Raw genomic sequence first — 25679 nt, 5'->3', positions numbered from 1 at the left:
CACAACCTAACTAAAAAAGCAATGCAACTAGAACGACGAGAATTCCTATCCTCCCTGGCGTTGGCCGGAGCAGCCACTTTGTTTTCGGGCAACCCCCTGCTGGCCTCGACCGCAGCCGCCAAAGATAAGCTGGGTATTGCCCTGGTAGGACTTGGGTACTACAGCACCGACCTGCTGGCCCCGGCGCTGCAACAGACCGAAAAATGCTACCTGGCGGGCATCGTGACGGGTACCCCGGCCAAGGCGGAAGCCTGGAAAGCCAAGTACCAAATCCCCGATAAAAATATTTACAACTACCAGAATTTCGACCAAATCGCCAACAATCCCGATATTGATGTGGTGTACGTGGTCCTGCCACCGTCGATGCACCGCGAATTTGTGGTTCGGGCGGCCAAGGCGGGCAAGCACGTCTTCTGCGAAAAACCCATGGCCCCCTCGGTGGCCGACTGCCAGGCGATGATCGATGCCTGTAAAAAAAATAAGGTGAAGCTGGCCATCGGCTACCGCTGCCAGCACGACCCCAACATCCAGGCCGTTATGAAGGTAGCCAAAGCGCAAAAGTTCGGAAAGGTAAAAATGATCAACAGTGCGGCGGGGTACTTTGACGCCCGCACCAACCACTGGAAGCAGAACAAAGCCCTGGGCGGGGGCGTCATGGGGGACATGGGCGTGTATGCCCTGCAAGGGGCCCGACTGGCCACCGGCGAAGAGCCCGTGCGTGTGATGGCCCAAGCGTCCACGACCCGCCCGGACATTTATAAGGAAGTGGAAGAGACCATGATGTTTATGCTGGAGTTTCCCAGTGGAGCCCGGGCCGCTTGCCAGACTAGCTTCGGGATCAACATGAACTACTTGCAGGTAAACTACGAAAAGGGCTGGCTGAAGCTAGAACCACAGTCGGCCTACAACGGCAATAAAGGGAGCATGTCGGATGGCACGGTGATCAACTTTCCCATCAAAAGCCAGCAAGCCAAGCAAATGGACGAAGATTGTGCGGCCCTCATGAACAACACCGAGCTGATTGCGCCGGGAGAAGAAGGCTTGCGGGACATCCGGGTTGTGGAGGCCATCTATAAATCAGTAGCCTCAGGCAAAACGGTAACCATTTAGTAGTCAGGCAAAAATACAGCCAAAGAATCACAGATTTCAATTTGATAAAGTACCTCTTTTGTTACTCTTGATTAACGGCGAGCGATCTTCAAGAGACAACGGTAGCCAGCGTGATCTAAGGAGTTAAAAAGGTCCTCCTCGTTTCGAAGACTTTCCGAAACGAGGAGGACAAGAGGAGGTACTTACATAAAAACTTATAGCACCAGGTTCCAGCCGTCGCGGTACTCGCGCTTCACAAACTGGTTGGCCAGGTCGTAGTTGGTGATCTTCATGTTTTCGGCGTCCCAGTAGAGCTTCTTGCGGCCGTTATACTTCTCGTGGGTACGATTGGCAGTCGGCTTATCGCGGAGCATCCAGCTGCGCAGCGCCAGGTTACCAATCAGAATACTCTCCGTGAACGGACCCGCATACTCGAAAGGTGAGCTGGTGGTGGCGTTGCCATAGCCCGCCAGGCAAGCGTTGACCCACTGCAGGTAGTGGTCCTCGTTGGGTACGCGCGCGATCGTCTCCGGAATATTCAACGACTCATTGGCTTTCAGCGGCAGCAGGCGCGGGTTGGCTCCGTAGCAGTCGGCCATGAGCTTGCCCTTGCTGCCAATGAAAAGTACCCCACCGTCGGAGTTGCCGAAGGCTTCGCCGGGTTGTAGCTCCTCGGGTAGTTCGGGCAAGATGCCGCCGTCGTACCAGCTTACCTTGATGTTGCCCTTGCCGTCGTTGCGGGGGTAGTCAAGGTGGATGGAGGTAGAGAATGGCGTCCAGTCCGGATTGTCGTCTTTTTCCCGCAGGGTGAAGGTCCAGGTACCTGCCACGCTACACTCCACGGAGGTCGGGTAGAGTATAGGCAGGATGCGGTACACGGGGTCCATGATGTGGCAGGCCATGTCGCCCAGGGCACCGGTGCCGTAGGGCCACCAGCCGCGCCAGTTCCAGGGGAGCACATCTTTGTTGTAAGGTACCTTGGCGGCGGGTCCCAGCCAGAGGTCGTAGTTGAGCTCGCTCGGGATAGGGTCTACGCGGTCGGTGGGTACGGCCTGCGGCCACACGGGGCGGTTGGTCCAGGTAAGTACCTTGTGGACGTCGCCGATGAGCCCGCTGTCGTAAATTTCCTTCATGCGCCGCACGCCGTTGCCCGAGCCACCCTGGTTGCCCATTTGGGTCACCACCTTGTACTTTTTGGCGGCTTGCCCCAGGATACGCGCCTCGTAAATATCGTGCGTCAGGGGTTTTTGGGTATACACGTGCTTGCCCAGCTGCATGGCCGCCAGCGTAGCCACGGCGTGGGTGTTGTCGGGCGTGGAGATGGAGCAGGCGTCGATGTTCTTGTTCTCCTTAGCGAGCATCTCCCGAAAATCCTTGTAGTACTTGGCTTTCGGGAAGTTTTTGCGGGAATCCACGGCCTGGCGGTCGTCTACGTCGCAGAGCGCCACGATGTTCACGTTGGGGCTTTTGGCAAAAGACGTCAAGTCGCTTTTTCCTTTGCCGCCCACGCCGATCCCGGCGATGTTGAGCTTATCGCTGGGAGCAATGTACCCCTTGCCCAGTACGTGGCGAGGTACAATGAAAAAGCTCGAAGCGGCCAGCGAGGAAGTTTTGATGAAATCCCGACGGGAAGGGTTCAGGGTTAAGGGTACTTTCTTCTTCATAGATCGTTAGGAAAATAGGATAGGAAAGATTCAAATTGGCTTGGCAGATAAGAAAGAACAGGCTTTCCCCTACTCAAAGGCCTGGAAAAGCGCCACTTACTCTAATACCCTCAAACACCACGGAAGGGCTAGTGCGCGGCTAAAAATAATTTTGGGGAAAGGTACTTCACCGATAGGCTCCGCCAGATCGAGCAACCGGCCGTAGGGGAGACGTTGCTGTAGAGGGTACTTGAGTCAGGATGAAAAAGGCTTAAATGTACCGTAGCTCGGTGGCTTTGTGCACCAGCGAGGCGGAATTAGTAACCCTGAATTTCTGCAATAAATTACGGCGATGGCTTTCGACGGTCAGAGGACTTACAAAGATTTTCTCCGCAATTTCGGGCGTCGTGAGGCCCTGAGCCAGTAGGTGAAGTACCTCTTTTTCGCGGCGCGTCACCATGGGTAGTTCACCGGTTTCGGTATTTTTTCGGATTTCCTGGATGGTCGTACTGAGCGCGGTTTCGCCCCGCATGGCGCTTTTGATACAGGCCAGAAGCTCTTCGGTCGCGGCATTTTTCAGGATATACCCCGCAGCCCCGCTTTGTAGCATGCGCTGGATAATGCTGGCCTCGTTGTTATTGCTGATCGCCAGTACCTTCGAGGCCGGGTGCCGCCGGACGATCTCCTGGCAGGCATGGATGCCGTTCATGTCTGGCATATTGATGTCCAGCAGTACGACGTCTACGGCTTGCTGAGCCAGAAACTCAAGCCCATCTGAAGCGGTGATGAAGGTACCTAGCAGCTGGATGTAGGCAATATCCTGAAGAACATAGGTGAAGCCTTGCAACACAATGGGATGATCGTCGATGATGATCACCGATATATTAGTTTCCATACAGGGGAATGTCTATGTGGAAGGTCGAGCCCCGACCTACCTGCGAGTCAATCTCCAGGGTTCCGTTCAGGATCGACACCCGATTTCGTATGTTGGATAATCCAATACCATTTTGGCTGGCTTGGGCCGCTTCAGGGTCAAACCCCACGCCGTCGTCCTCGACGGTAATATACAAATGATCCCCGTTTTCGCTGCATTGCACCAGGATGTGCCTGGCTTGGGCGTGTTTGAGGGCGTTGGTAAGGAGCTCCTGTACAATGCGGTACACCGCTATCAACAGGGCCTGCTCGTAGGCATTGCGAAGATCGAACGCCTGAAACTGCACCGCCGTGCGGCTAGAGCTTAGCGAGCGGCATAAGTCACGTAGCGCGGGCTCCAGGCCCATGTACAGCAGCGACTCCGGCATCATATTGCGGGCAATACGCCGAAGTTCATCGACTGACTGGTCCAGTTGGGTGATGACTTTGTAGAGTTCCATATCGGGTGTTTTTGCTTTTTCGGATTCTTTGGTAGCAATGGACGAAAGCCGGAGCTTTACTCCCGCTAAGAGTCCACCCAGGCCGTCGTGCAGGTCCCGGGCAATGCGGCTTCGCTCTTTTTCCTGTCCCTGAATCATGGCATTGAACAGCCTGATCTGCTCTTGCTGACGGAGCGTTTTCAGCTCACGCTGGTGGAGTTGCTCCCGCTGGCGTGCGGTTTCTTTATTTTTTCGGATAAGCTTCCAGCCTAGGTACAACAGCAACAGCGTGAGCACCAGCCCCAGGGCCAGCGCGGCAATCGACCAGCGGTTGCGTTCTATTTTGGCCAACTGGTGGTGGGTCTGGTTGCGTAGCTTCAGGATTTCGTTCTCTTTTTCTACCGTCTGGTACTTTTTTTCCAATTCAAGAATGGCCAGCTGGGCGTTTGCTTCAAAGACGCTGTCAGACAGGGTCGTGTACTGATCGAGCCACTGAAAGGCGAGGCGGTAGTTGCCCAGCTTGGCGTCGAGCTGGGCCAGTTCTTTTAAGAGCAGGCGACGATTGTGCGTATTAGCCGCTTTGGAGAAATAAGCGAAGGCTTCCAGCAGCACCACCCGCGCTTGGCCGTAGTCGCCCATATCCCGAAATACCCCGTACTTTTCGAATAAAATATCCGAGATATAAAAAGAATCCTCGTATGTGCGGGCTGCCTTAAGGCCCTGATCGAGCAGAAGGAGCGCCTGCCGGAATTGTTTCTGGTGCCGGTAGTAGTTGCCTTCAGTACGGTAGTAGGCGGGCGCATACAGCGAATGTGGAATGATGGTCATTTCGCGTTGGGCGCTGTCGAGGTACTTCCGGGCCGCCGGAAACCGCCGACCGTACACCGCGTTTTTGGCGGCGTTGACGTAAGCCGTCAGTTTTTGTTCGTGCGCGTTGGGGTAGTTGGTAAGTTGCTGCAAGGCCAGGCGGTAGTACTGGTCGGCCTTGGCATAGTCCGTGGTGTTCATCAGTACCAACGCCAGGTTGTGGTGGTAGTCGGCCAGCAGAAGGGTATCCCGGGCCTTGATAGCCAGCGGAATCGACTTTGTGAGCAAAATAGCGGCGTAGGTTTTTTCCTGGTCCTGCATCTGCAGCTGGATACCGTAGTTGTTCCACGTGCGGGCCCGAAAACGGTACGCCTCCGGGTGCGAATACCGCTTCAACTGGCGCTCGGCGAGCTGGTATTCCCGTTTTGCTCGCTCAATATCTTGGCCGAAGTAGATCCCCGCCGTATAGAAGTGTAGCAAGCCCTGGTAGTACCCGTTGGCTTTGGGCATGCGCTGAGCGGCCTGCCGAAGGTAGGCGAAAGCCTGGGTGGTGTCGTGGTCTGACCAGAAGTTGCTCAGCTCCAGCAGGTACCTGATGCGCAGGCTGTCATTGGGGGCGGCCTGCGCCAGCTGCAAAAGGCTATCGGCGTAGAAAGTACCCCCTTTTTCCTGCGAAAGTGAAAAAGTACTTCCTAAGCATAGCAGTGCCACAATGACGCTTTTCTGTCGATTAGGACTCATTCTTTGTAGCGGTTCGGTGGGGACGTTTGGATCACCATGATAACGAAGCCTGGGCCGGATAGAGCTTGATCATGGCCGAAAGTAGGTTTTTTGATAAAATACCCGGGCAGGTAGCTAGCTACCCACCCAGGCTGTTGTGTCATTGATGAAGTGTAAAGCAAAGGTAAGGGGAGGACCGGGTTTGGGTCAATCCACGAAAACCAGGACTTTTACCTTCTGGGTCATTTTTTCTTGGCACTCGCGGGTAAAGCTTTTATGGGTTCGGGGAGCATAAAGAGGCCTTTGCTTTTTTGCTGCGTTGGCGGGGAAAGGTACCTGCTTCGCTTAGGGGGAAAAACTGCTTGTCCAGCCCGGCTTTCAGCAGTACCTTATTTATGAGGTACTCAGAGCAAATCCCGCGCGGCCATCGCGGCCCCGATGATCCCGGCGCGGTTGCGGCTCTCGGCGGCCAGAATGGGTACATCCACCGTAAGCATATCTTCAAACTTCGCCAATTTTTTGCTGGCCCCGCCGCCCAGGATGAACAGGTCGGGGGAGAAGAGACGGACCACGTGCTGGAGGAAAAGATCGAAGCGGCGGCCCCAGGCTTTGTAGCTGAGGCCCTTGCGCTGGCGGGCGGCATCCGAGGCGTAGAATTCAATGGGCTTGCCGTCTTTGTGCAGGAGGCGTCCTACCTCGAAGTTGGGGATCAGCGTGCCGTTGTAGAATACCCCTGACCCCAGGCCGGTGCCGATGGTAATCACAAAAACGAGGCCCATCTGGCCCTGGCCCGCGCCGAAGTGCATCTCGGCCAGGCCGGCGGCGTCGGCGTCGTTGATGACCCGGAACGGAAGCCCCGTACGCTGGCTAAACAGCTCGTCCACCTGCACGCCTACCCAGCTGGGGTCCATGTTGCTGTGGTAGCGGGCTTGGCCGTGGGCAATCACCGTCGGGAAGCCGCAGCCCACGGGTCCTTTCCACTGAAAGTGATCCACCAGCGTTTTGACGGCGTCGGCCACCTGCGCGGGCGTAGAGGGCTGGGGCGTAGCTACGCGGTAGCGCTCGGTGAGTAGCTCGCCGGTTTTGATGTTGACCGGCGCGCCTTTGATGCCCGATCCGCCAATGTCGATTCCCAAGATTTCCATTCCTGCTTTGGTTTTCAGATACAAATTTTTGATAAACGCGTTTATTCTGAGCTCAAATCGGACTGATCCGGCGGGTACCTGCTGGCGGCCCCAATGACCAAATATAACGACTAGCCTCATGCAGGCAAGCCATCGGGGCTGAAAATAGACCCAGCCAGGAAATAAATCAGGTACCTGGCGCTAGCCTCGTACGATCCGCTCGATGTCGATGCAGTACATTTGCCGCCCCAGCCCCTCGTGCGTGGAGTCGAAGAAGACCCGCTTGCCTTGCTGGTCGCAGCGGGGGTGGAGGTCGCAGCGCCACTCGCCTTTGTAATCCGCGGGCGCGTGAAAAGCGCCCAGTACGACCTTACGTTTGGATGGAATGTGGTAGAGGTAGAGCGTCTGAAGGCGCTGCTCGGTTTGGGGGTAGGTGTCGTTGAGTACCCACTCGTGGTTGGTGTGGGGTACGTAGGTATTGTGGCCGTTGACGAGCATGGCTTCCGCCCCGATCTTTTCGCTCTCCTGGGTTTTATCTTTCAGGAGCCAAAAGCCGTTTTCTTGGCCCATGGGTTTGGTCCAGACGAAGATATGGCCCGGATCGCGCCAAACGAAATGCGACGAAAAACCCGACGGATCGGCGATGTACCGGTCCTGGCCGTCGGTACCGGCCGTAACCATACGCGTCACGAAGCCGGTGGCGGCCATGCGCTGCCGGTCGGTCAGCTCCGGGCGCCAGCGGTGCAGAAAAAGTACCCGCTGGCTGTCGGGGCTCACCAGCAGGTGGTTGAACCAGTGCCAGTTGTCACGTACATCTTTTCCCTGGTGGGGCGTGCGGGCCATCTCGGCAATGGAGATCAGCAGGTTATGCTTCCCGGTTTTGAGATCCATTTTGTACAACCCAATGGCCTCCGGGGCTTTCTCGGCCTGGTAGGGATCGGGCAGACCTGCGTAGCCGTAGCCGGGGCGGAGGTTCTGGATGCGGTTGAATTCGGTACCTACCGCAAACTGGCCGTTGGGGGACAGGGCGTAGATGGCCTTGGGCAGGGTACGTTGTTTTTTGGTACGAATGTTCACGATCCGGCTCACGTAGGCACCGCCCTCCCGGTCGTTCCAGATCACCTCCTCGCGCGAGCCCGGTATCCACTGGAGCATACAGCCTTGCTGCCAGCCCCAGGCCCGCGAAGTACCCAGCTCGGTCCAGCGGTTTTGGTTTTTCAGGTCAATGAGTCCAATGCTTAGCTTGTCGGTGGCTTCGGGCGTGCGGCCTTCAAAAGGTACCCTGGCCCCCAGCGCGTAGCGGCCCGTAGGGTCAATCTGCCACTTGTCGTAGTAGCCAAACCAGTGGAAATGCTGGCCGTCGGTAATGCGCACGAGGGGGAATTCTGCCCTGGGAAAAAACATCGGCCCCGAAGCCAGCGAAAGGCCCCCTACCAGCGATTGCTTCAAAAAAGTACGTCGTTGCATGAGAAAGGTACTTTTGCGTTTAGGAAAGATCAGTACAAATAAAGCAAGTACCCTAGCGTTTCTTTCGGGGCGGGTGCTGCATCCAGTGGTCGATGCGCCGCGTCACCTGTTCTACGGGCATTTTTTCTACCAAATGAAAGTGCCCCGACTTCGTGGCGTCCCAGGTATTGGAGCCGTCGTCTTTGGTGACGATGCGGCCGGGCGCTAGCGTGTAGTAGGGCTCAGCCCCGAGGGCTGCTACCAGCACGGCGGTTTGGTCCCAGCTCATGCGGCCCGCCTGGTCTTCTTTGGCTTTAGGAATGCAGAGCGCAAAAACGTCCTGGACGGGACTGCTCTGAATCGCGGCGTTCTGGATGAGCGGCAGGCCGGTTTTTATTTTTTGCCCAATCTCAAACCCACTGAACACGATCTCCGTGGGCCACTGCTCAAATACCTTTTGGGCGGCGGGGGCATCTTCGTGTACGTTGAACTCCCGGCCCTGCGGAAACTTCCCGGCCATGCACACCAGCCGCCCTACCTTTTGGGCCACCAGCTCCCGCCCCGACAGCCGCGAGTACTTATCGGGCTTGGAGTCCAGCAGGTTGGCGAGGTTGGTCAGGAAGCCCACCGTCACGATGGTGACGCTGCGGTCGGCGCGGCGGGCGAGCTGCTGGCGGTACACGGCCACGGCGTCGGGTAGCTGGTCGTTGGGCTTGGCGTGGTGGGGGTACCTTTCAAGCACCAGGTCCGACCAGCCCTGGCTATCGCGGGTACTTACGGCTTTCCCTTTAGGTACCCCAATGGGTAGTTCGGGCCGACCAAAGTAGGTGTTGAAGGCGTGTATGACTTGCCCCACGCGGGGGTAGTTGGTGCTGGCTACGGTGGCCAGAATCTCCACCTGCGCGCTGTCGGCGAAGGCGTGCAGCAGCGCAATGGCCCCCACGTCGTCGTAGTCGGGGCCGAAGTCGGTGTCAAAAATGAGCGGTACGGGGCGCGTTTGGGCCGTGGTGGCTGTAGGGCCCAGTAGCATCAGGCCTAGCAGCAAAAGGCAGGTACTTCGCATGAAGGTAGGTTTAGGTAGGTTGGGTAGTTACCCGAAAAAGACCATGGAGGTACTTTTATACCGTCGCAAAAAGTACCTCCGTGGGTTGAAAAAGTAATAGACCCCCAAGTACCTTACTTCCGCAGGCTTTTGAGGTAAGCGATGCTCTGAGGTACCTGCGTGGCAATGTGGCCGCTTTCGTCCTCGATGTAGTAGTGCTTCACGCCGGCCTTGCGGGCGGCGATGAGGATGGCCGGGAGATCCAGCTGGCCGGTACCCAGGGCTACGTCGTTATCCTTGTCGGTACCGCCCGACAGGTTGCCCTGCACGCCCTTTTTGAGGTCTTTGAGGTGCATGAGCTTGAAGCGATTGCCGTACTTGTTGAGCAGCGCCACGGGGTCAGCACCCGGAAAGTACGTCCAGAGGATGTCCATCTCGAAGCTTACGTACTTGGGGTCGGTGTTCTGAACAATGTAGTCAAACAAAGTACCCTCGCCGTGCGGCTGAAACTCGAAGCCGTGGTTGTGGTAGCAGAACGTCAGTCCGTACTTGTCCTTGAGCGTTTTGCCAAACTGGTTGAAGTCGGCCACGGTTTGCTTGGCCATATCGAGCGTAAAATCGCCTTTGTGCGGTATCCAGGCCACCCGTACGTACTGCGCGCCCAGGGTTTTGGCGTTCTGACCCACCTGGTCTATTTTGTCGGTGAGGTCGGGGTAGCCCACGCCAAACGACGAGCACTTCATACCGCGCTCGTCCAGTAGTTTGCGCAGCTCCTGGGCGGTTTTGCCAAAAAGATTCGAAAACTCCATGTCGGTAATACCCAGGGCTTTGATGGTGTCGAGGGTCGCGGCTACGTCTTTCTGAAAGCTGTTGCGGTAGGTGTACGACACCATGCCGGGCATTTCGGGAAAGATCGCCTTGCCTTTCTGCGCCCAAAGAGGTACCGCCACCAGCACGGCGAATAGTAGGGTAAAAACTGATTTTTTCATAAAGCGTGATTAGGTAGTTTTTAGAATGAGCAATATACGGAAATTAGTCTTTGAAGTACCTTTCAATGAGTTCCTGCGGCTGCCAGGGATCGGGCTTGCGCTCGATGGTGCGGTAGTCCCAGTGGCGCGGAAGTACCTTTTCGGCGGTGAGCGGGAGGGTGTCGCCGTACTTTTTTTGTTCTGTTTGCAGCAGCGCGAGCAGGGCCTGCACGCGCGGGGCGTGCTCGGGTTTTTCGGCCAGGTTGCGCAGCTCGTAGGGGTCTTGCCGGAGGTCGAAAAGGAGCGTGTGGTCAATGGCCGGGTACCGGATGAGCTTGTAGCGCGCATCCCGCACCGACCGCTGGAACTGCATGTAGGCCGTCATCAGCTCCGTACGCACGCCTTTGGCTTTGCCCTGGATCACCGGCCAGAGTCCCTGCCCGTCGAGCCCGCCGGGCACGGGTAGGCGCGCGTACTGGCAGAGCGTAGGGAAAAGGTCGAAGAGGTAAGCAAAGGCGTCGGTGGTTTTGTTTTTAGGAATACCCGGCCCCGCCAGGATAAGAGGTACCCGTACGGAGTGCTCGTAGACGTTTTGCTTGCCCAGCAGCCCGTGGCTCCCCAGGCCCAGGCCGTTGTCGGAGGTGAAAATGATCAGCGTATTTTTATCCAATCCCTTTTGCTTTAATTTCCGAATCAATAGGTTAACCGACTGGTCCAGGTGGGTGATCAGCGCGTAGTAGGCGGCGGTTTGGGCCCGGATGACGTCCGGCGTGCGCGGAAAAGCCGCCAGCTGCTCATCGCGGATGGCCATGGAGTTGCCAAAACTAAAGGGATGCAGCGGCATGAAGTTGGGTGGCAGGGGCACGCCCTGCTCGTCGTACTGGCGAAGGTACTCGGGCAGGGGCGAGCGCGGGTCGTGCGGGACGGTGTAGGGCACATAGGCAAAGAACGGTTTTTGGCCGTCGTGCTGGTCGAGGAAGTCGAGGGCAGTATTGGTAAAAATATCCGTAGAGAATCCCTTTTTTTCGGGCTCGGTAAAGGTACCGTCGGGCTTCAGGTCGCGCACGGGTACTTCAAAGTGATTGGCCATGCCGCCCAGCATCACGTTTTGGGCGCGGTCGAAGCCCGCCGCCACGGCCTCGCGCTCGTTGTGCCACTTACCGGTCAGGAAGGTAGTATAGCCGTGCTGCCGCAGGTGCATGGGCAGCGTAAGTACCCCGTTGAGCTTATCGCTCACCCGAAAAAACGACTGACCGCTCAGGAGCATGGCCCGGCTGGGCGCACAAACGGCCCCCTGGTCGCCCCCCAGAATGTAGGCGTTGGCGAAGGAAGTACCCTGGCGGGCCAGGCTGTCGAGGGTAGGGGTACTTACGTACGGGTTGCCGTAGCAGCCCAGGGCGTCGGCGCGGAGGTCGTCGGCGAAGATAAACAGGATGTTGGGACGAGCCGACTGCGCCCGCACTCCACCGAGCGGCAGCAGGTTTAGGAATAGTAAGAAAAGCGAAAGTCGTTTCTTCATTTTTTAAAGGATTATCCGGCGAAAGGGTACTTTAAATAGAGTCGCTCCAAGGCAAAAAAAACGCTATCCCCGGGCCTTTCTTCGCCGGAAAAAGGGCGTTTAACGAAGGTGCTTTACGGATAAAGTACCATCTGCCCGCCGCTACTCACATTCCCGGATCAGCATCGCGACGCCGCCCGAGGCCAGCAGCGAGGCTTTGAGCGAAGTACCGGCTTTTACTTTTTCAACGCGTTTCCTGACTTTCCCGGTGCCGTCGTCTTCGTAGAGCGTGGCGAGGTACTTTTTACCTTTTTCCAGGAAGTTCAAATCTATTTTTAGCGTGCGGGCTTCGGTGTTGGTGATGCCACCCAGGTACCACAAAGTACCCTTCCGGCGGGCTATGCTCACAAAATCACCCGGCTGGCCGTCGAGCACGCGCGTTTCGTCCCAGACGGTGGGAATGCCTTTCCAGAGCTCAAACTCCTCGGTATTGGGAAAATGCTCGGGCTTGCCGTACCAGTAGAGGTACTGCAACGGACTGAAATACAGTACCGGCAGGGCCAACTGGTGCGCCTGGGTCGTTTTGCTTTTATCGGGCCGGATGAGGTGGGTATTGAAGCAAAAAGTATAGTCGGCGGCGCCGGCTAGGTACCTCGTAAAGGGCAAAATGGTGTTGTGCGTAGCGTCGGGAAAACCTTCGTTGCCCAGGATGCCTTCCTGCGTGAGGAGGTTGGGGTAGGTGCGGCTAAAACCCGTGGGGCGGTAGTCGTCGTGGATGTCGAGCACGAGCTGGTACTTGGCGGCTTTCAGCACGGCCTCGTGCATCCAGGCGGTCCAGCGGTGCGAGCCCGTGTGCACAAAACCGTACTTGATGCCCGCCACGCCCCAGCTTTTAAAGAGCGGCAGCAGCGTGTCCAGCTGTTTTTCCAGCGCGCGGTGGTTTACGTACAAGATCACTTTTTTGCCCTTGGAAGCCGCGTAGCGGATAGCCTCCGGCAAGTCCAGATCACCCTTGGGGTTGCGGCGCGGATCTACCGTAACGGTGGTGGCGTCGGAGAGGTGGTCGTACTCGTAGCCGTACCAGCCCGCGTCGAAGTGGATGTAGTCGATCTGCTGCTGCACGGCGAAGTCCACCAGGCGGCGCGCGCCCTCCGTCGAGAGCGTTACCTCGCGCATCACCGTGCCGGGTTTGATCCAGCTCGGGTCCGCGATGGCACAGGGCGGGTTAAGGTTCTGAATCAGGTAGTTATTTTCCAAAAGCTGCCCCGGCCGCTCGGCCACCAGCACCACCCGCCAGGGCGTGGCGTAGGGCGACGTCTCGACTACCTCGCCGAAGAGCTGGCTCCGCAGTACATTTTCCTGAGCCGTGGTAGCCAGCTGAATGCGGGGGTAGTTGACCTGCTCGGCCTGGGCAATGCTGGCGTAGAGGCCGCCGGGCAATTCGAGTGTGACGGGCAGCTCGGCGTTGCGTTTCCAGTCGCGCAGGGGTACTTTCTGGTAGGTTTCCTGGGCGGCGTGCGTGTGCCAGGCCTGGGTACCGGCGGGCAAGGCAAAGTGCGTCTGCTCGTCGGCGAGCTCCAGTACCTGCGTATGGGAATGCTCCGGGAAGTGGTACCGGAACGCCACGCCCTCGTTGTAAGCCCGGGCGATGATCTGCACAATCCCCTTGCGCAGGGTGTCGGTGAGCTGAAAGGTCGCGGTAAGCTCGTTGAAGTGGTCGGGGTAGGTTTCCTGCTCGCCGAGGAGGGGCTTCCAGGTACTGTTCTGGTTGCGGCGCTCCACGCCAGTGATTTTAAACCCCCGGTACCAGTCGGAGTTGCGGTGGCTGTGGGGTACTTTTTTCAGGCCCAGCCGTGAAGGCAGCACCACCGCCCGGCCCTTGTAAAGTACCTCGTAGCAGGGTACGGCCAGGTCGCCGTCGAGGTCGCGCAGGGAGAGCGCCAGCGACAGCTGGCCGTCGGGCGAAAGTACCCGCAGCGTATCGGGATTTTGCGCAAAACTACCCGTTGATAAAGCGAAAAAGAATAGGCAAACGAAAGTACTTGGTTTCATGAAGTAAGCGGGCCGAGGGTTAGGTTCGTGCCGGTAAGAGGGGGTGCGGGGTACATTCTACTTACGCAGTACTTTGAAAGTACCTTTATTCCTAAGACGAAAAAAAGGATACTTTCCCTAACGGCCTGATGCCATTTAAGCCAATTATTGATCAGATCACGTACCCGGCGGGGTACTTCGCCGGTCGCGGGTACTTGTCTGGGTTGATATTTCTATAAACCTGCGACCCCGCTGGGGTCGTAGGTACTTGTGGGGTTGAATATTTCTATAAACGTGTGACCGCCCTGCGGTCATCGATTTGTTAGTTAAGGGATTGACTTACAGTATCAGACTGGACATTGCTACGCCTCGACCCCAGCGGGGTCACATGTTTATAGCAACGCAGTCACCCCACCACTACTCCGACCCCGGCGGGGTTGCACCTCGCCGGTCGCACCTCGCCGGCCGCATCAAGGTACCTTTCTTTTTTGCAAAAAACAGAATGCCTGAAAAACAAGAACCCCAGCCGCAGCCAGGGTTTTTGTTACCTAATCATTTTCAAAAAGTACCTCAATCAATTGGGCATGTGCTCCAGGCGCTGCTTGTCTTTGAGAAGCTGCGCGCGCAGGGTACCGTAGTCGATGTCCTGCACGGCCTGGTTGGCGTCGATGGCCTGCACAGCGGCGGCGGCGGCACTTTGGCCCAGGATCATGAAGACGGGCTCCATCCGGATCGACCCAAAGGCGATGTGCGAGGCCGACAGGCACACCGGTACCAGCAGGTTTTGGCACTCTTCTTTTTTGGGAATAAGCGAGCCGTACGAAATCCGGTAGGGTACTTTGGCCGACACGCCGATGTCGCCTTCGTTTTGTACAAAACCATCTTCCTTCACGTAGCGCTGGGCATTGTGGGCGTCGAGGGTGTAGGAGCCCATCCCCACCGACTGCGCCACGGGGCGTTTGCTGAGGGTTTCGTGCTCGGTCATGACCTCGTGGCCAATCATGCGGCGCGCTTCGCGCACGTAGATCTGGTGCGGCCAGCCGCCGTTGTCCTTGAATTCATCCTTGGGCAGCCCCCACTTTTGCATTTCGGTGCGTACGTCCTGCGGTACGCGCGGGTCGTTGGCCAGGAAGTACATCAGGCCCTTTTGGTACAGCTCGTGCTCCTTCAGGATTTCGCGGCGGCGCTCGTAGGTGGCGTCGGGGTAGTCGTAGTTCATCCCGATGTTGTCGGTGCTGAAGGGGCCGTGGTTGTTGGTGTCAGTTTTGCGGTTGGGGATGTCGTCGTACTTCTCGAAGGTTTCGTCCCAGCCCGCTTCGTACACCCGCGCCAGGAGCTCATACTGGCTCACGTCGTAGCCCGCGGGCTTGGCAAAGGGGATGCGGTTGTCGGGGTGGTTGGAGAGGCACATGCGGTAGCAGTAGGCCTGGATCTTGTCGTCGCCCTGGCCTTTCACGCCGGGGTGCTCGCCCGAGACGCGCGGCAGCAAGCCGCTGCTGGGGTCGCCGGGTACTTTGTAGGGGCTGATATTCTTGGCAAACCAGTGCTTGTGGTGCAGTACGCCCACCTGCACGCCGTTCCACTCTTCGCCGTACACGCTGTTGGCCTCGCGCCCCACGTGGTACTTCACGCCCGCAGCGGCCATCAGGTCGCCTTCGTAGGTGGCGTCGATGAACATTTTTCCGCGGTAGGTTTTGCCGCTCAGGGTCGTGAACGAAACAATTTTGCCATCCTTCTTCACCAGGCCGCTTTCGCGGTTGAGCCATTCGTCGCGGTGTACGTCCAGGTTGTTTTCTTTGACAAAATCCTCAAAAACCTGCTCGGCCACGTGCGGCTCGAAGATCCACATGGTGCGTTCGGCGCCGTCCATGGCGGGGATGCCTTGCCCTTTGTTGCCGTACTCCGATTTTTTCTGCCAGGCCCAGGCGTCGTCTTTTTGGTAATGCATGTACACGCGGTGGTAAAATTCCCGCGCCAGCCCGCCGATCACGGATTTGTTGCCGGTATCGGTAAAGCCCAGCCCGCCCGACGAAAGCCCGCCCAGGTGCTTATCGGGCGAGACGACGATTACGGACTTGCCCATTTTTTGGGCCTGCACGGCGGCCGTCACGGCGGCGGAAGTACCTCCATAAATGATGACGTCGGCCTCGTACTGCTTTTGCTTGTCCTGGGTGTTGGTGGTAGCGCAGGAAAAACTACCCAGCATCAGTACTACAAGAAAAAAAAGTTGCTTCATAAGGGTTTTGAATAAATAAAAGAAAAAACGGAAGATTAGTTAAAATCAGGTACCCAAAGTACGGCATCGGCCAGCACCAGCCCATCGGCCCCCTGGGTGGAAATTTCTACGTAGGCTTTCTGGCCCTTAGGTACATCAAAAGTACCCAAATGGTACCACTCGCCGGAGGTTTGTCCCTCCACTACAATGTCCGATGCCTTCACGGTAAGCGACTTAACGCTGGTTCCGTCGTGTACGTGAAGCGCAATGCTCGACGAAATATCGGGTAGTTTGGGAAAGTACATGTAGGCCCGGTACTTGCCTTTTTGGGGAATATCCGGCGTAAAGCGTACCGACTGCAGCTGGGTACTTTTGGGGTCGGAGGCTAGCGCGCTAGGTCCGTAGGTACCCCGCTGGATGGTGGTCCAGTGACCCTGGCGCGTCACCTGCGTGCTATCCTCGTTGTCGACGAGTACTTCCGGGGTACTTCGGTTGGCCAGCGGGTTGGTTTTGAGGGCGTGCTGGAGCCTTGCGATATTGATTTGCTGCACCGGCAGGTTGCCGTCAATGGCCAGGGTGGCCGCCACGGCCGCCGACTGCCCCAGTACCATGAAGACGGGCTCCATCCGGATCGACCCGTAGGCGATGTGCGTCGCCGACAGGCAGACGGGTACCAGCAGGTTCTGGCATTCGGTTTCTTTGGGTACCAGGGAGCGGTACGAAATCGGGTAGGGACCAAAGCCACCTACTTCCACGTTGCCTTCGTTTTTGACCATCTTTTTCCCGTTCTTTTCTACCACGATCCGCTGGCAGTTGTGCGAGTCCATGGTGTAGGCGGCCATACCCACGCCGTCGGTCACCACTTCCTTGCCCTGGCAGTTGGCCTGCGTCATGACGTAGCTGCCTACCATGCGGCGCACTTCGCGCACGTAGAGCTGCGGCGACCAGTGGCCGTTCTCCACGTACTCGTCTTTGGGGTAGCCCCATTGGAGCATCTCCTGCTGTGCCTGCTTGGGTACGCGCGGGTCGTGGCCAAAAAAGTACAGCAGCCCTTTGGTATAGCTCTCGTGCTCCTTGATGATCCGTGCCCGCTCGGCGTAGGAGCCGTCGGGGTAGTTGTAGTTCATGCCGATCATGTCGGTCGAGAAGCCGTTGCGGTTGTTGATGTCGGTTTTTTGGTTGGGCATCCGGCTCCAGATGAAGTAGTCGTTCAGGCTGGTTTTGGTGGGCTGCTTTTCAAACAAACGCACCAGCAGCTCGTACCGGCTGGGGTCGTAGCCCTGGGGCTTGGTGATGGGTACCTGGTTGGCGGGGTCAGCGCTGAGGCAGATCCGGTAGTTGTAGGCCTGTACTTTTTTGTCGCCGGTGCCGTTGGCGGCGAGCTTCTCGCCCGAGATGCCCCACAGCAGCCCGCTTTTCGGCTTGCCGGGTACTTTGTAAGGATCGATGCCGTCGGGGAACTGGTGACCACCCATGAGCTGCACGCCGTTGATGGTTTCGTTATAGTCGGCATTGGCTTCGCGGCCTACGGCGTAGCTTACCCCCGCCCGCGCCATGAGGTCACCTTCGTAGGAGCAGTCGATGAACACTTTGGCGGCGACGGTCCGGTTGGTGGCAGCGCTGGGTTTTTGGCTGTTTTCCAGCACGATGGTCCGGATGCTGGCACCCTGTTTCTGGGCGGAGACGATCCGGTGCGAATAAAGTACCTTGAGGTTGGCTTCGTCGAGGTACTGCTGGAGGTACTTCTTTGCGACCTTAGGCTCAAAGGTCCACTGTTCAAACTTGCCGTAGTGCTTGCCAATGCGCCGGTAGAAGTCGCGGGCCAGGCCGGTGATGGCGTACTTGTTGCCAATGTCGGTGTAGCCCAGGCCGCCGGTGGTGAGGCCACCCAGGTGGGTACTTGGCTCAATCAAAAGTACTGTCTTGCCCATCTGCTGGGCAGTATAAGCGGCAATCACCCCGGCCGAACTGCCTCCGTAGATGCAGATGTCGAAGGTTTCTTCCTGGGGTACCTGGGGCGCTCGGTTAGCGGCAAGTAGGACGCAGATCAGCAGAAGAACCACACTCTTCGGGAATTTGGTAAACGCAGGAGACATTGGGTAGAGGTTGAGGTAATGAATAAAAGGAGCAGGGGAGCGAATTCTAACGGAAAACGTAGCAAGTTACATGGTCTGGCGTAGTATCTACCATACTACGCCAGACCATGTACACAATAAGTTCGCTAGTAGTTAGGATTTTGCTGTAAAGCCGGATTGGTTTCGAGCTCGATGCGCGGAATGGGCCACAGCTGGTCGCGGTTCGGATCGAAGAGGCGGGTTTCGATTACGCGCATCTGGCTGGCGTTGGCTACGTTTTCGTAGTGAGGCGTCGCGTGCTCGTCGATGCGCGGAGCGTTGGCAAGAAAGGCGCGCTGTACGCGTCCGAGCAGATTGCCGGGCATTACTTCCTTCATAATACCCCAGCGGCGAATATCAAACAAACGCAACCCCTCGCCGGCCAGCTCGTACTTTCTTTCCCGCCGCACGATGTACCGGAGTTCTTCCTGGGTTTTGCCCGCCGCAATGGGCGGCATGTTGACGGTAGGGCGCGTCCGGACCGCGTTGATGGCGTCGTAGACCGACTGATCGAGCTGATTGAGTTCAATCTTGGCCTCGGCGTAGTTAAGCAGTACCTCGGCGTAGCGAAACAGGATGATGTTCAGGTCGCTGTTGTCGCGATCGTCTTTGTCGCCCACGTCGGCGTACTTGCGCCACAGGTAGCCTGAGAAAGAGGCGTAGGCATGGGTGGCCTCTTCGTTCTGGACGCGGCGCGGCGTACCCGAGGCGTAGCTCCAGGTTTGGAGGCTGTCGGGGTGGGTTTCGAAGATAAAATTGATAAACAACGACTGCGGAAGTACCACCGTGTAGCCCAGACGGGGATCACGGTTGGCGAAGGGCTTGGCCGGATCGAAGACCGTGGACTTATCAATGGACCGGCCGTCGGTAGCTTCGTAGGAATCGACGAGCGCCTGCACCGGAATTTTGTTGGAGTGCCCCAGCGCGATGCGCGAATAAAACTGCCGGGGGGTACTGTGTACGCTGATTCCCTTCAAAAACTGCGTGGCCAAGATGATTTCGGAGGAGTTTTGCCCCGCGTACATAAACAGCTGCCCGTAGTTGTTGTGGAGTTGGTACACGTTCAGCTGCATGAGCTCCTGGGCGGCTTGCGCGGCGGTTTCCCACTGTTGGTTGTAAAGAGCAGCCCGGGCCATGAGCGCCAGCGCCGCGCCACGCGACGCCCGCCCCCGGGCGTTGGTGGCTACCTGGGTAGGTAGGTGCGGCTTGATGGCCGCCAGCTCCGCCAGGATGAAGTCGGTGATCTCGGCCTTGGACGCGCGCGGAATCTGTGACTCGGACAGCAACGTAGGCTGCGTGAGCAAAGGTACCCCGCCAAAGAGCTCGTTGATATAAAAGTAGTAGTAGGCCCTTAGGAAACGGACTTCGGCCAGTAGGCGGTTGTACTTTTCGGCAGGAACGACATCGGCCAGGGGCTCGGCCTTCGACAAAATGTAGTTACAGCGGCCGATGCCCCGGTAAAACGTATCCCAGAAGGACTTCGTAAAGCCGTTGTCGGGCGTGGTGATGCCCTTGCCCAGTTCTTGCAGAGCGGAGCCGTTGCGGTCCCAGCCGATGTCGGAGGCGTAGTCCAGTGACAGGGCAAAAGGGCCGTTATCGATGGCTTTGAACCACAGCGTATTGTAAGCGCCCGTCACGGCCAGGTCGAGCTCGGCCTCGGTGCGCAGAAACGTTTCGGCGGCGGGGCTGTCGAGCGGGTACCTTTCGAGGTAGTCGGAGCAGGAAAAAGTAACCAGCCCGATGAATAACGTTAAAAGTAGTTTGATGGCTTTCATATATAATAGGTTATGAAGGGTCAGAATTTCAGATCTAAGCCAAGAGAGTACACTTTCATTTGCGGGTACCAGCCGCCGTCGCTCACGGGTGCTTCCACGTCGTAGCCCTGCCAGAAGTTATCGAAGGTGAGTAGGTTCTGGCCGCTGACATAGATCCGGGCGCGCTGGATGTACTTCTTTAGTAAAGTACCCGGTATGGTATAGCTGAGCTGTACGTTTTTGAGCCGTAGGTAGGCGGCGCTCTTCATCCAGAAGTCGGAGTTTTGCTCGTTGTTGATCTCATTGAACGCAAAGCGCGGGAAGGTGGCGTCGGGGTTATTGGGCGTCCAACGATCCTTGTGTTGCTCCTGCACGGTACCACCCAGGTAAAACGGCATGATGCCCTGCCCAAACAGGAAGCCGTCGGCCTTGCCTACGCCCTGAAAGAACACCGACAGATCAAAGCCCTTGTAGCCCAGGTCGAAGTTGGTACTGTAGGTATAGCGCGGAATGGGGCTGCCAATGATCACCTGATCCTGGTTGTTGATGACGTTATCACCGTTGACGTCGCGGTACTTGATGTCGCCCGGCGCTACGGTACCAAACTGCTTCGGACTGGACGCGACCTCGTCGGCACTTTGGAAAAGGCCGATGGCTTCGTAGCCAAAGAAGGAGTCGATGGCGTGGCCCTCGCGGCTCACCTGGCGGCCGCTGCGCTGGATGCCGCGCATGTCAAGTACCTTGTTCTTGACGTCGGAGAGGTTGACCGTCACGCCGTAGCTGAGGTCACCCACGCGGTCGCGGTAGTTGAGGGCCAGCTCCCAGCCTTTGTTTTCCACCACCCCGGCGTTTTGGTAGGGAGCCGTCAGGCCCAGCATGGTGGGTATATCCAGCTGCAGCAGAATACCCGTCGTTTTGCGGTGGTAGTAGTCGGCCGTTACCGTCAGCTTCGACCACAGGTTCAGGTCCAGTCCCAGGTCGGAGACGGTCGTGGTTTCCCACTGAATCTCGGGGTTGGCCATGGCGTTGAGCGAAGCGCCCGTTTGGATCTGGTCGCCGAAGACGTAGTTGCTGTTGCCAATGCCAATGAAGGCCGAGAACGGATAAAGTCCGATGTTCTGGTTGCCCAGGCGGCCCCAGGAGGCCCGGATCTTCAGGTCGGTCACGACGTTGGCTACGCTGTTCATGAACGACTCCTGCGAAATACGCCAGCCCGCCGATACCGACGGGAAGAGCGCGTACTTGTTGCCCTGCGCAAAGCGGGAGGAGCCGTCGTAGCGGGCATTGGCTTCAAAGAGGTACTTTTCCTTGTAGTTGTAGTTCAAGCGCCCGAAGAACGACTGCAGGGCCCAGTGCGAAGCCGAGCCGCCGGTGCGCTCGTTTTCGCGGTTACCGGAGTTGATTTCCTGGTAGTCGGGCAGGATGAATACCTCCCGGTAGGCCGAGATCCAGTTGTCGCGCTGATCTTCCTGCTGAAAACCCGCCAGCACCGTGAGCTGGTGGCTGTTGGCGAGCAGTTTGTCGAAGGTAACCGTGGCGCGGAGGTTGTTGTACCAGCTGCGGGTAAACTGCTCGGTGAGTGAGTTGCGGCCCGGAATGGCAAAGCTAGGGGTGCCGTCCCAGCGGTAGGTTCGGGTAATGTTGGAAAACGACTTGTTGTGCGGCTCGTTGAACTTAGGCGCGTAGATCAGGTTGGCGGTGAGCCATTTGGTAGGGCTGTACCGCAGGTTCAAGTTCATGATGGCACTCAGGGCCGACTCCAGGTTCAGGCCGCCGTCCTGGGCGCGGGCCAGGGGGTGGTCGCCGTTCCAGCCTTCGCCGTATTGCCCCGTCGAAAGTACCCCCGCCTGGTTAGCCGGGATGCGGCGCATCCAGTGAAATACGTAGCCGGTACCCGCCGAAGGCTCCGTGAGGTCGGTGCGGCGCAGAAAGAGGTCCATCGAAGTACTGAATTTCTCGTTCAGCTTGATGTCGGAGTTGATCCGGACGTTGTACCGCTTGAAGTTCGTGTTCGGAATAATCCCGTCCTGGTTCAGGTAGCTGAACGAGCCCAGTACCTTGATGCGTTCATTGCCGGCGTTGAGCCCCACATAGTGGCTTTGCATGAGGCTGTTGTTGCGGAGCGTGAGCTTCTGCCAGTCGGTGTTGGGGTAGCGGTCGGGATTGGTGGAGCCCTGGGTGCGGTACTCGTCGATGAACGCCTGCGTGTACAGCGGGCTGCGGCCCACGTTGGTGTAGGCTTCGTTGATCATCTCCATGTGGTCAAGCGCCCCCACGATGGTGGGCATGTTGGTGGGCGACTGTACCCCGAAGTACGTATTGTAATTCAGGCTAAATCCTTTGTCGTTGGCGCGCTTGGTGGTGATCAGGATCACGCCGTTGGCGGCCCGGGAGCCGTAGATGGCCGCCGAAGCAGCGTCTTTCAGTACCGAAATACTTTCAATCTCGTTGGGGTCAATGTTGTTGAGGCTGGATTCTACCCCGTCCAGGATCACCAGCGGATTGGCGTCGCTGAGGGTACCTATGCCCCGGATCCGGATGTTACCGCCGTCTTTTCCGGGCTGGCCCGACCGCTGCGTGATCGTAAGCCCCGGTACCATGCCTTGCAGGGCGGCGGTAGTTTGTCCCACCGGACGCTTGATGAGCTCATCCGACGACACCGACGCCACGGAACCCGTGAGGTTTACTTTCTTCTGGATACCATAGCCTACCACCACGACCTCATTCAGGGTTTGGTCTTCGGGGGCCAGCGAAACGGATAAATTACTTCGTGCCCCCACGGTGATTTCCTGCGTAATGTACCCCACAAAGCTGAACACCAGCACGGCGCTGTTGTCAGGCACCTCTAATTGAAATTTCCCCTCCGGATTGGTAGTTGTGCCGCGCTGGGTACCTTTCAGCACCACGCTCACACCCGGTAGGCCATTGCCGGTTTCGTCGGTAACGGTACCCGATACCCGCAGGTCCAGGTGGAGGTTATGGATTTCATCTTCGACCCGGCGGAGCAGCGACGACTGAGGGGCCAGGCGTTTGAGCAGAATCTGCGAGCCTGATACTTCGTAGCCAATCTGGATGGGCTTGAGGAGTTCATCAAGTACCGTTTCCAGCTTTTTATTTTGGGCTTCGTAGCTGATTTTCCGTTGGGCCTTGATGAGCTCCGGGCTGTACATAAAGCGCGTTCCCGTTTGTTTGGCAATCAGGTCCAGCGCCATTTCTATTTTCTGGTTCTGCACCTGCACCGTGACGCGCTGGTTGAGCAGCTCCTGCGCGCGCCCGTTGTGGGCGTAGCCTAAGCCGGCAAATACGGCCATGATCATCAGTTGTACTAGGCTGTTTTTCATGATTTTTATTGCCAGAGCGTGCGACAATAGTGTTTTTTTCATAGATTTGTTTGTTTGACGGTTTGAAAGGAATCGGCAAAAAAAGCCCAGCCTTCCCCGTCGGGGGAGGAGTCGACCAAACTACCTGGCTGGGAGTGAATCAGTGAACGGTGTGGGCGCATCGTTCACTTTTTTGTTTGAAAGAAAAACGGGTACTTGTGCTACATAGGTACTTGGTTTTAGGGTGAAAAAGATTAGTTACAGGGCTTACCCACCACGATGATCTTCCCGTCCCGCAGCTGGTAGGTCGCCTCCAGAATGGTACAGATCCAGTCCAGCTTTTTAAAGAGCGGTTCTTCCCCCAGCTCCGCCGTGATCGTGCAGGCCGCCAGGACTTCTTCGTCGTAGATAATCTCCACGCCATAGGCTTTCTCCAGCGCCTCAAACACCTCTTTGACGGGGGTACCCCGGTACGTAAACGTTTGATTGACCGTAGGCGGCACCACTACTTCTGGCTCTTCTACCAGCGACCGGCTCAGCCGGATCTGCCTGCGGTCGAAGAGTGCCTGCTGGTTGGGCGTAAGCAGCAGGCCTTCCACTTCGCGGCTGGTGGGTACTTCGGTGGTTTTTGATTGGGAAAAAACAAATACTTTCCCCGTTTTGACTACCACCTTAAAATCGGCGTCTTTAGCGTAGGCCCGCACCGTGAAACTCGTACCAAGTACCTCCGTCGTAAGCTCACTGGCTTGCACCCGAAAGGGCCGATCCGCGTTTTTGGTAACTTCAAAAAACGCTTCTCCTTCCAGAAAAACCTGCCGCTGGTTGGGCTCAAATTCATGCGGAAAGCTCAGGCGGCTACGGGGTGAAAGCAGGGCGGAACTACCATCGGGCAGCGCCACGGACTTGGGCGAGGTACCTTCGTTGACTACTTCTACGAGCTGAAGGCCCTTCTGAACTACCTCCTGCGTCTGGGCCTGGTAAAGCACCTGGGCGTCTGACGCGTTGGTGGTCCGGTAGATGAGCCAGCCCAAGCCGAGCAGTACTACCACGCTGGCGGCGGCTAGCCAGCGGCTGCGGTAAAAGGGGGAGGGAGTAGGTGTGGATATAGGTCGGAGGTTTGTTTCTTGGGCCTGGGCGCGCCGCAGGGCGGCCTGTACGCGCTGCTTTACTTGCTGGTCGGTCAGAATGGGGAGTTCCCCCTGCAACGTCAGGAGCAGGTACCTGGCCCGCTCTAGCGCTTCGGTGCGAGCGGGGTCGTGGCGGGTCCAGGCTTCCCAGTAGGCGTCGTCGTGGTGGTTTTTTTTAGTTACCCATTCCACAAACCGCGGATTGTCAAGAAGTTCTTCTACAAGGTGAGCCTTGTCCATAGCACCGGAGAGCAAATTGTAAATACTTTCTGCTAGTATTATCCCATTTCTCCGTACGGATACTCACTTAAAGACAATTTTTTTTGAAAAAAGTAAAAGAAACTACCCCAGGCTCCACCCTAGCAGGAAGAGAAGCGCCAGCAACGAGTGCGGCCATTTGTCGCGGAGGTTGGCCAGGGCCCGCTGGAGGGCGTTGCTCACCGACTGCGGCTTGAGGTCGAGCAACTGTGCGATTTCCTCCACCGAAAGCCCCTGGTAGAAGCGCAGGTAGATCATTTCCTTTTGCCGCTCCGGCAGCTCGTTGATGAGGTGGTAGAGGCGCTCCTGTAGGTCCTGGTTTTTCTCGTTACGGATGAAGGTATCTTCGATGGAAAATTCGAGGGGTTCGTCGGAAGCCGAGAGGTCGTCGGAGCTGCGGAAGGGGTCTTGCTTGATGGCCTTGAATAGCTGGTGGCGGTACGCCTTAAGTAAGTACAGGCGCACCGACGGCGGGTCGCCCAGGTGCTCCCGGCGGAGCCAGAGGTTCACGAGGAGCTCCTGGAGGGCGTCTTCCAGCAGGGGTTGATTGGCGCTAAATTTGCGCCCGTAGTTGAGCAGCTTGCGGTAATGGTGCTCGGCCAGCTCCGTAAAAGCCCCTTCATCGCCCTGGCGGAGGCGATGCCATAGCGTTTGGTCGGTATCCGAAAGGGGCCTTGCTGCCATTGGCTTGAAGTTATCTTAAGCAAAGCAAATGTAGGAAAGTTTTTACCCAACGGGAGAGAGTACTTGCCTAAAGGTACTTTTTGGGGAGGGGCCTTTGGCAGGAAGGTACTTTGGAGCCAGTGCGGAGGTTGAAGAAGCGGGACCGGCCGGGGTAGTTGGTTTACAAAAGGAAGGCTTACACGCAAAGCTCTCCCGCCACGTATTTTTGACTTTCGTGGTCAAAAACGATTCGTGGCGGGGGAGGTAGTTTGTAGGATCATGATGGTTATGAGAGCCTTTTAAAACTTCCCCTACTCTTTCAGAAAATCCAGATCACGTCCGTGGGTTTCGGCGATGGTCAGAATGCAGTAGATACCAATGGCAAAGCAGGTGGCGCCCACCAGCACGCCCCAGAATCAATCACTTTGTTGAAGCCCTAGAGGAGAGTAGGTGTGCAAGGCCCCTATGGCGCTAGAAAATAACCAACAAACGATAACATCCGATGGGG

Annotated in this window: 16 protein-coding genes; 1 reads left to right on the top strand and 15 read right to left on the bottom strand. The window is 57.3% G+C overall.

Features of this window, described 5'->3' with window-relative positions; all coding sequences use genetic code 11:
• Nucleotides 1-21 precede the first annotated feature (21 nt).
• A complete protein-coding gene (locus tag HNQ92_RS22525; RefSeq protein WP_184177576.1) occupies nt 22-1110 on the top strand; it encodes a Gfo/Idh/MocA family protein in 1089 nt (362 codons plus the stop codon).
• Nucleotides 1111-1304: 194 nt separating this feature from the next.
• Here the strand turns inward: HNQ92_RS22525 and HNQ92_RS22520 are convergent, their stop codons facing one another.
• The 15 genes from HNQ92_RS22520 to HNQ92_RS22450 form a co-directional block, all read right to left on the bottom strand.
• Nucleotides 1305-2753: a Gfo/Idh/MocA family protein gene (locus HNQ92_RS22520; RefSeq protein ID WP_184177574.1), complete on the bottom strand. Its 1449-nt coding sequence runs from the start codon at nt 2751-2753 to the stop codon at nt 1305-1307.
• 250 nt (nt 2754-3003) lie between these two features.
• Entirely contained in the window at nt 3004-3627 is a 624-nt protein-coding gene (locus tag HNQ92_RS22515; protein ID WP_184177572.1) for a response regulator transcription factor, read from the bottom strand.
• A complete protein-coding gene (locus tag HNQ92_RS22510; RefSeq protein WP_184177570.1) occupies nt 3617-5632 on the bottom strand; it encodes a tetratricopeptide repeat-containing sensor histidine kinase in 2016 nt (671 codons plus the stop codon). The genes HNQ92_RS22515 and HNQ92_RS22510 overlap by 11 nt, the downstream gene beginning before the upstream one ends.
• A gap of 383 nt (nt 5633-6015) precedes the next feature.
• A complete protein-coding gene (gene ppgK / locus HNQ92_RS22505) occupies nt 6016-6756 on the bottom strand; it encodes a polyphosphate--glucose phosphotransferase (RefSeq protein ID WP_184177568.1) in 741 nt (246 codons plus the stop codon).
• A gap of 180 nt (nt 6757-6936) precedes the next feature.
• Nucleotides 6937-8202: a hypothetical protein gene (locus HNQ92_RS22500; protein WP_184177566.1), complete on the bottom strand. Its 1266-nt coding sequence runs from the start codon at nt 8200-8202 to the stop codon at nt 6937-6939.
• A 52-nt stretch (nt 8203-8254) separates the two neighbouring features.
• The gene (locus HNQ92_RS22495) at nt 8255-9244 is read right to left on the bottom strand and encodes a nucleoside hydrolase (RefSeq protein WP_184177564.1); all 990 of its coding nucleotides are present in this window, start codon (nt 9242-9244) and stop codon (nt 8255-8257) included.
• A gap of 113 nt (nt 9245-9357) precedes the next feature.
• Nucleotides 9358-10212, bottom strand: a complete 855-nt coding sequence (locus HNQ92_RS22490) for a sugar phosphate isomerase/epimerase family protein (protein WP_184177562.1) — start codon at nt 10210-10212, stop codon at nt 9358-9360.
• 43 nt (nt 10213-10255) lie between these two features.
• Complete coding sequence (locus HNQ92_RS22485; RefSeq protein WP_184177560.1) at nt 10256-11710, bottom strand: sulfatase family protein; 1455 nt, start codon at nt 11708-11710, stop codon at nt 10256-10258.
• Nucleotides 11711-11851: 141 nt separating this feature from the next.
• Nucleotides 11852-13741 carry a glycoside hydrolase family 97 protein gene (locus tag HNQ92_RS22480; protein WP_184177558.1) on the bottom strand — a complete coding sequence of 630 codons (1890 nt, stop codon included), beginning with the start codon at nt 13739-13741 and terminating at the stop codon, nt 11852-11854.
• A gap of 553 nt (nt 13742-14294) precedes the next feature.
• Entirely contained in the window at nt 14295-15926 is a 1632-nt protein-coding gene (locus tag HNQ92_RS22475) for an FAD-dependent oxidoreductase (RefSeq protein ID WP_425504310.1), read from the bottom strand.
• Between the two features lie 65 nt (nt 15927-15991).
• On the bottom strand, nt 15992-18031 hold the full coding sequence (locus HNQ92_RS22470) for an FAD-dependent oxidoreductase (RefSeq protein ID WP_184177554.1): 2040 nt from the start codon (nt 18029-18031) through the stop codon (nt 15992-15994).
• A 125-nt stretch (nt 18032-18156) separates the two neighbouring features.
• Complete coding sequence (locus tag HNQ92_RS22465) at nt 18157-19824, bottom strand: RagB/SusD family nutrient uptake outer membrane protein (protein WP_184177552.1); 1668 nt, start codon at nt 19822-19824, stop codon at nt 18157-18159.
• Between the two features lie 20 nt (nt 19825-19844).
• On the bottom strand, nt 19845-23144 hold the full coding sequence (locus HNQ92_RS22460; RefSeq protein ID WP_184177550.1) for a TonB-dependent receptor: 3300 nt from the start codon (nt 23142-23144) through the stop codon (nt 19845-19847).
• A 233-nt stretch (nt 23145-23377) separates the two neighbouring features.
• Entirely contained in the window at nt 23378-24490 is a 1113-nt protein-coding gene (locus HNQ92_RS22455; RefSeq protein ID WP_184177547.1) for a FecR family protein, read from the bottom strand.
• 102 nt (nt 24491-24592) lie between these two features.
• The gene (locus tag HNQ92_RS22450) at nt 24593-25192 is read right to left on the bottom strand and encodes an RNA polymerase sigma factor (RefSeq protein WP_184177545.1); all 600 of its coding nucleotides are present in this window, start codon (nt 25190-25192) and stop codon (nt 24593-24595) included.
• Nucleotides 25193-25679 lie beyond the last annotated feature (487 nt).

The organism is Rhabdobacter roseus (genome assembly GCF_014202275.1).
Classification (GTDB): domain Bacteria; phylum Bacteroidota; class Bacteroidia; order Cytophagales; family Spirosomataceae; genus Rhabdobacter; species Rhabdobacter roseus.
Note: the sequence above shows the minus strand (reverse complement) of the source record. Positions and strands in the feature narration are given on the sequence as shown.

What these genes read in the sequence shown, in the direction of transcription:
- HNQ92_RS22525 (WP_184177576.1), top strand. Translation starts at nt 22, where the DNA reads ATGCAACTAGAACGACGAGAATTCCTATCCTCCCTGGCGTTGGCCGGA.
- HNQ92_RS22520 (WP_184177574.1), bottom strand. Translation starts at nt 2,753, where the DNA reads ATGAAGAAGAAAGTACCCTTAACCCTGAACCCTTCCCGTCGGGATTTC.
- HNQ92_RS22515 (WP_184177572.1), bottom strand. Translation starts at nt 3,627, where the DNA reads ATGGAAACTAATATATCGGTGATCATCATCGACGATCATCCCATTGTG.
- HNQ92_RS22510 (WP_184177570.1), bottom strand. Translation starts at nt 5,632, where the DNA reads ATGAGTCCTAATCGACAGAAAAGCGTCATTGTGGCACTGCTATGCTTA.
- ppgK (WP_184177568.1), bottom strand. Translation starts at nt 6,756, where the DNA reads ATGGAAATCTTGGGAATCGACATTGGCGGATCGGGCATCAAAGGCGCG.
- HNQ92_RS22500 (WP_184177566.1), bottom strand. Translation starts at nt 8,202, where the DNA reads ATGCAACGACGTACTTTTTTGAAGCAATCGCTGGTAGGGGGCCTTTCG.
- HNQ92_RS22495 (WP_184177564.1), bottom strand. Translation starts at nt 9,244, where the DNA reads ATGCGAAGTACCTGCCTTTTGCTGCTAGGCCTGATGCTACTGGGCCCT.
- HNQ92_RS22490 (WP_184177562.1), bottom strand. Translation starts at nt 10,212, where the DNA reads ATGAAAAAATCAGTTTTTACCCTACTATTCGCCGTGCTGGTGGCGGTA.
- HNQ92_RS22485 (WP_184177560.1), bottom strand. Translation starts at nt 11,710, where the DNA reads ATGAAGAAACGACTTTCGCTTTTCTTACTATTCCTAAACCTGCTGCCG.
- HNQ92_RS22480 (WP_184177558.1), bottom strand. Translation starts at nt 13,741, where the DNA reads ATGAAACCAAGTACTTTCGTTTGCCTATTCTTTTTCGCTTTATCAACG.
- HNQ92_RS22475 (WP_425504310.1), bottom strand. Translation starts at nt 15,926, where the DNA reads ATGCTGGGTAGTTTTTCCTGCGCTACCACCAACACCCAGGACAAGCAA.
- HNQ92_RS22470 (WP_184177554.1), bottom strand. Translation starts at nt 18,031, where the DNA reads ATGTCTCCTGCGTTTACCAAATTCCCGAAGAGTGTGGTTCTTCTGCTG.
- HNQ92_RS22465 (WP_184177552.1), bottom strand. Translation starts at nt 19,824, where the DNA reads ATGAAAGCCATCAAACTACTTTTAACGTTATTCATCGGGCTGGTTACT.
- HNQ92_RS22460 (WP_184177550.1), bottom strand. Translation starts at nt 23,144, where the DNA reads ATGAAAAACAGCCTAGTACAACTGATGATCATGGCCGTATTTGCCGGC.
- HNQ92_RS22455 (WP_184177547.1), bottom strand. Translation starts at nt 24,490, where the DNA reads ATGGACAAGGCTCACCTTGTAGAAGAACTTCTTGACAATCCGCGGTTT.
- HNQ92_RS22450 (WP_184177545.1), bottom strand. Translation starts at nt 25,192, where the DNA reads ATGGCAGCAAGGCCCCTTTCGGATACCGACCAAACGCTATGGCATCGC.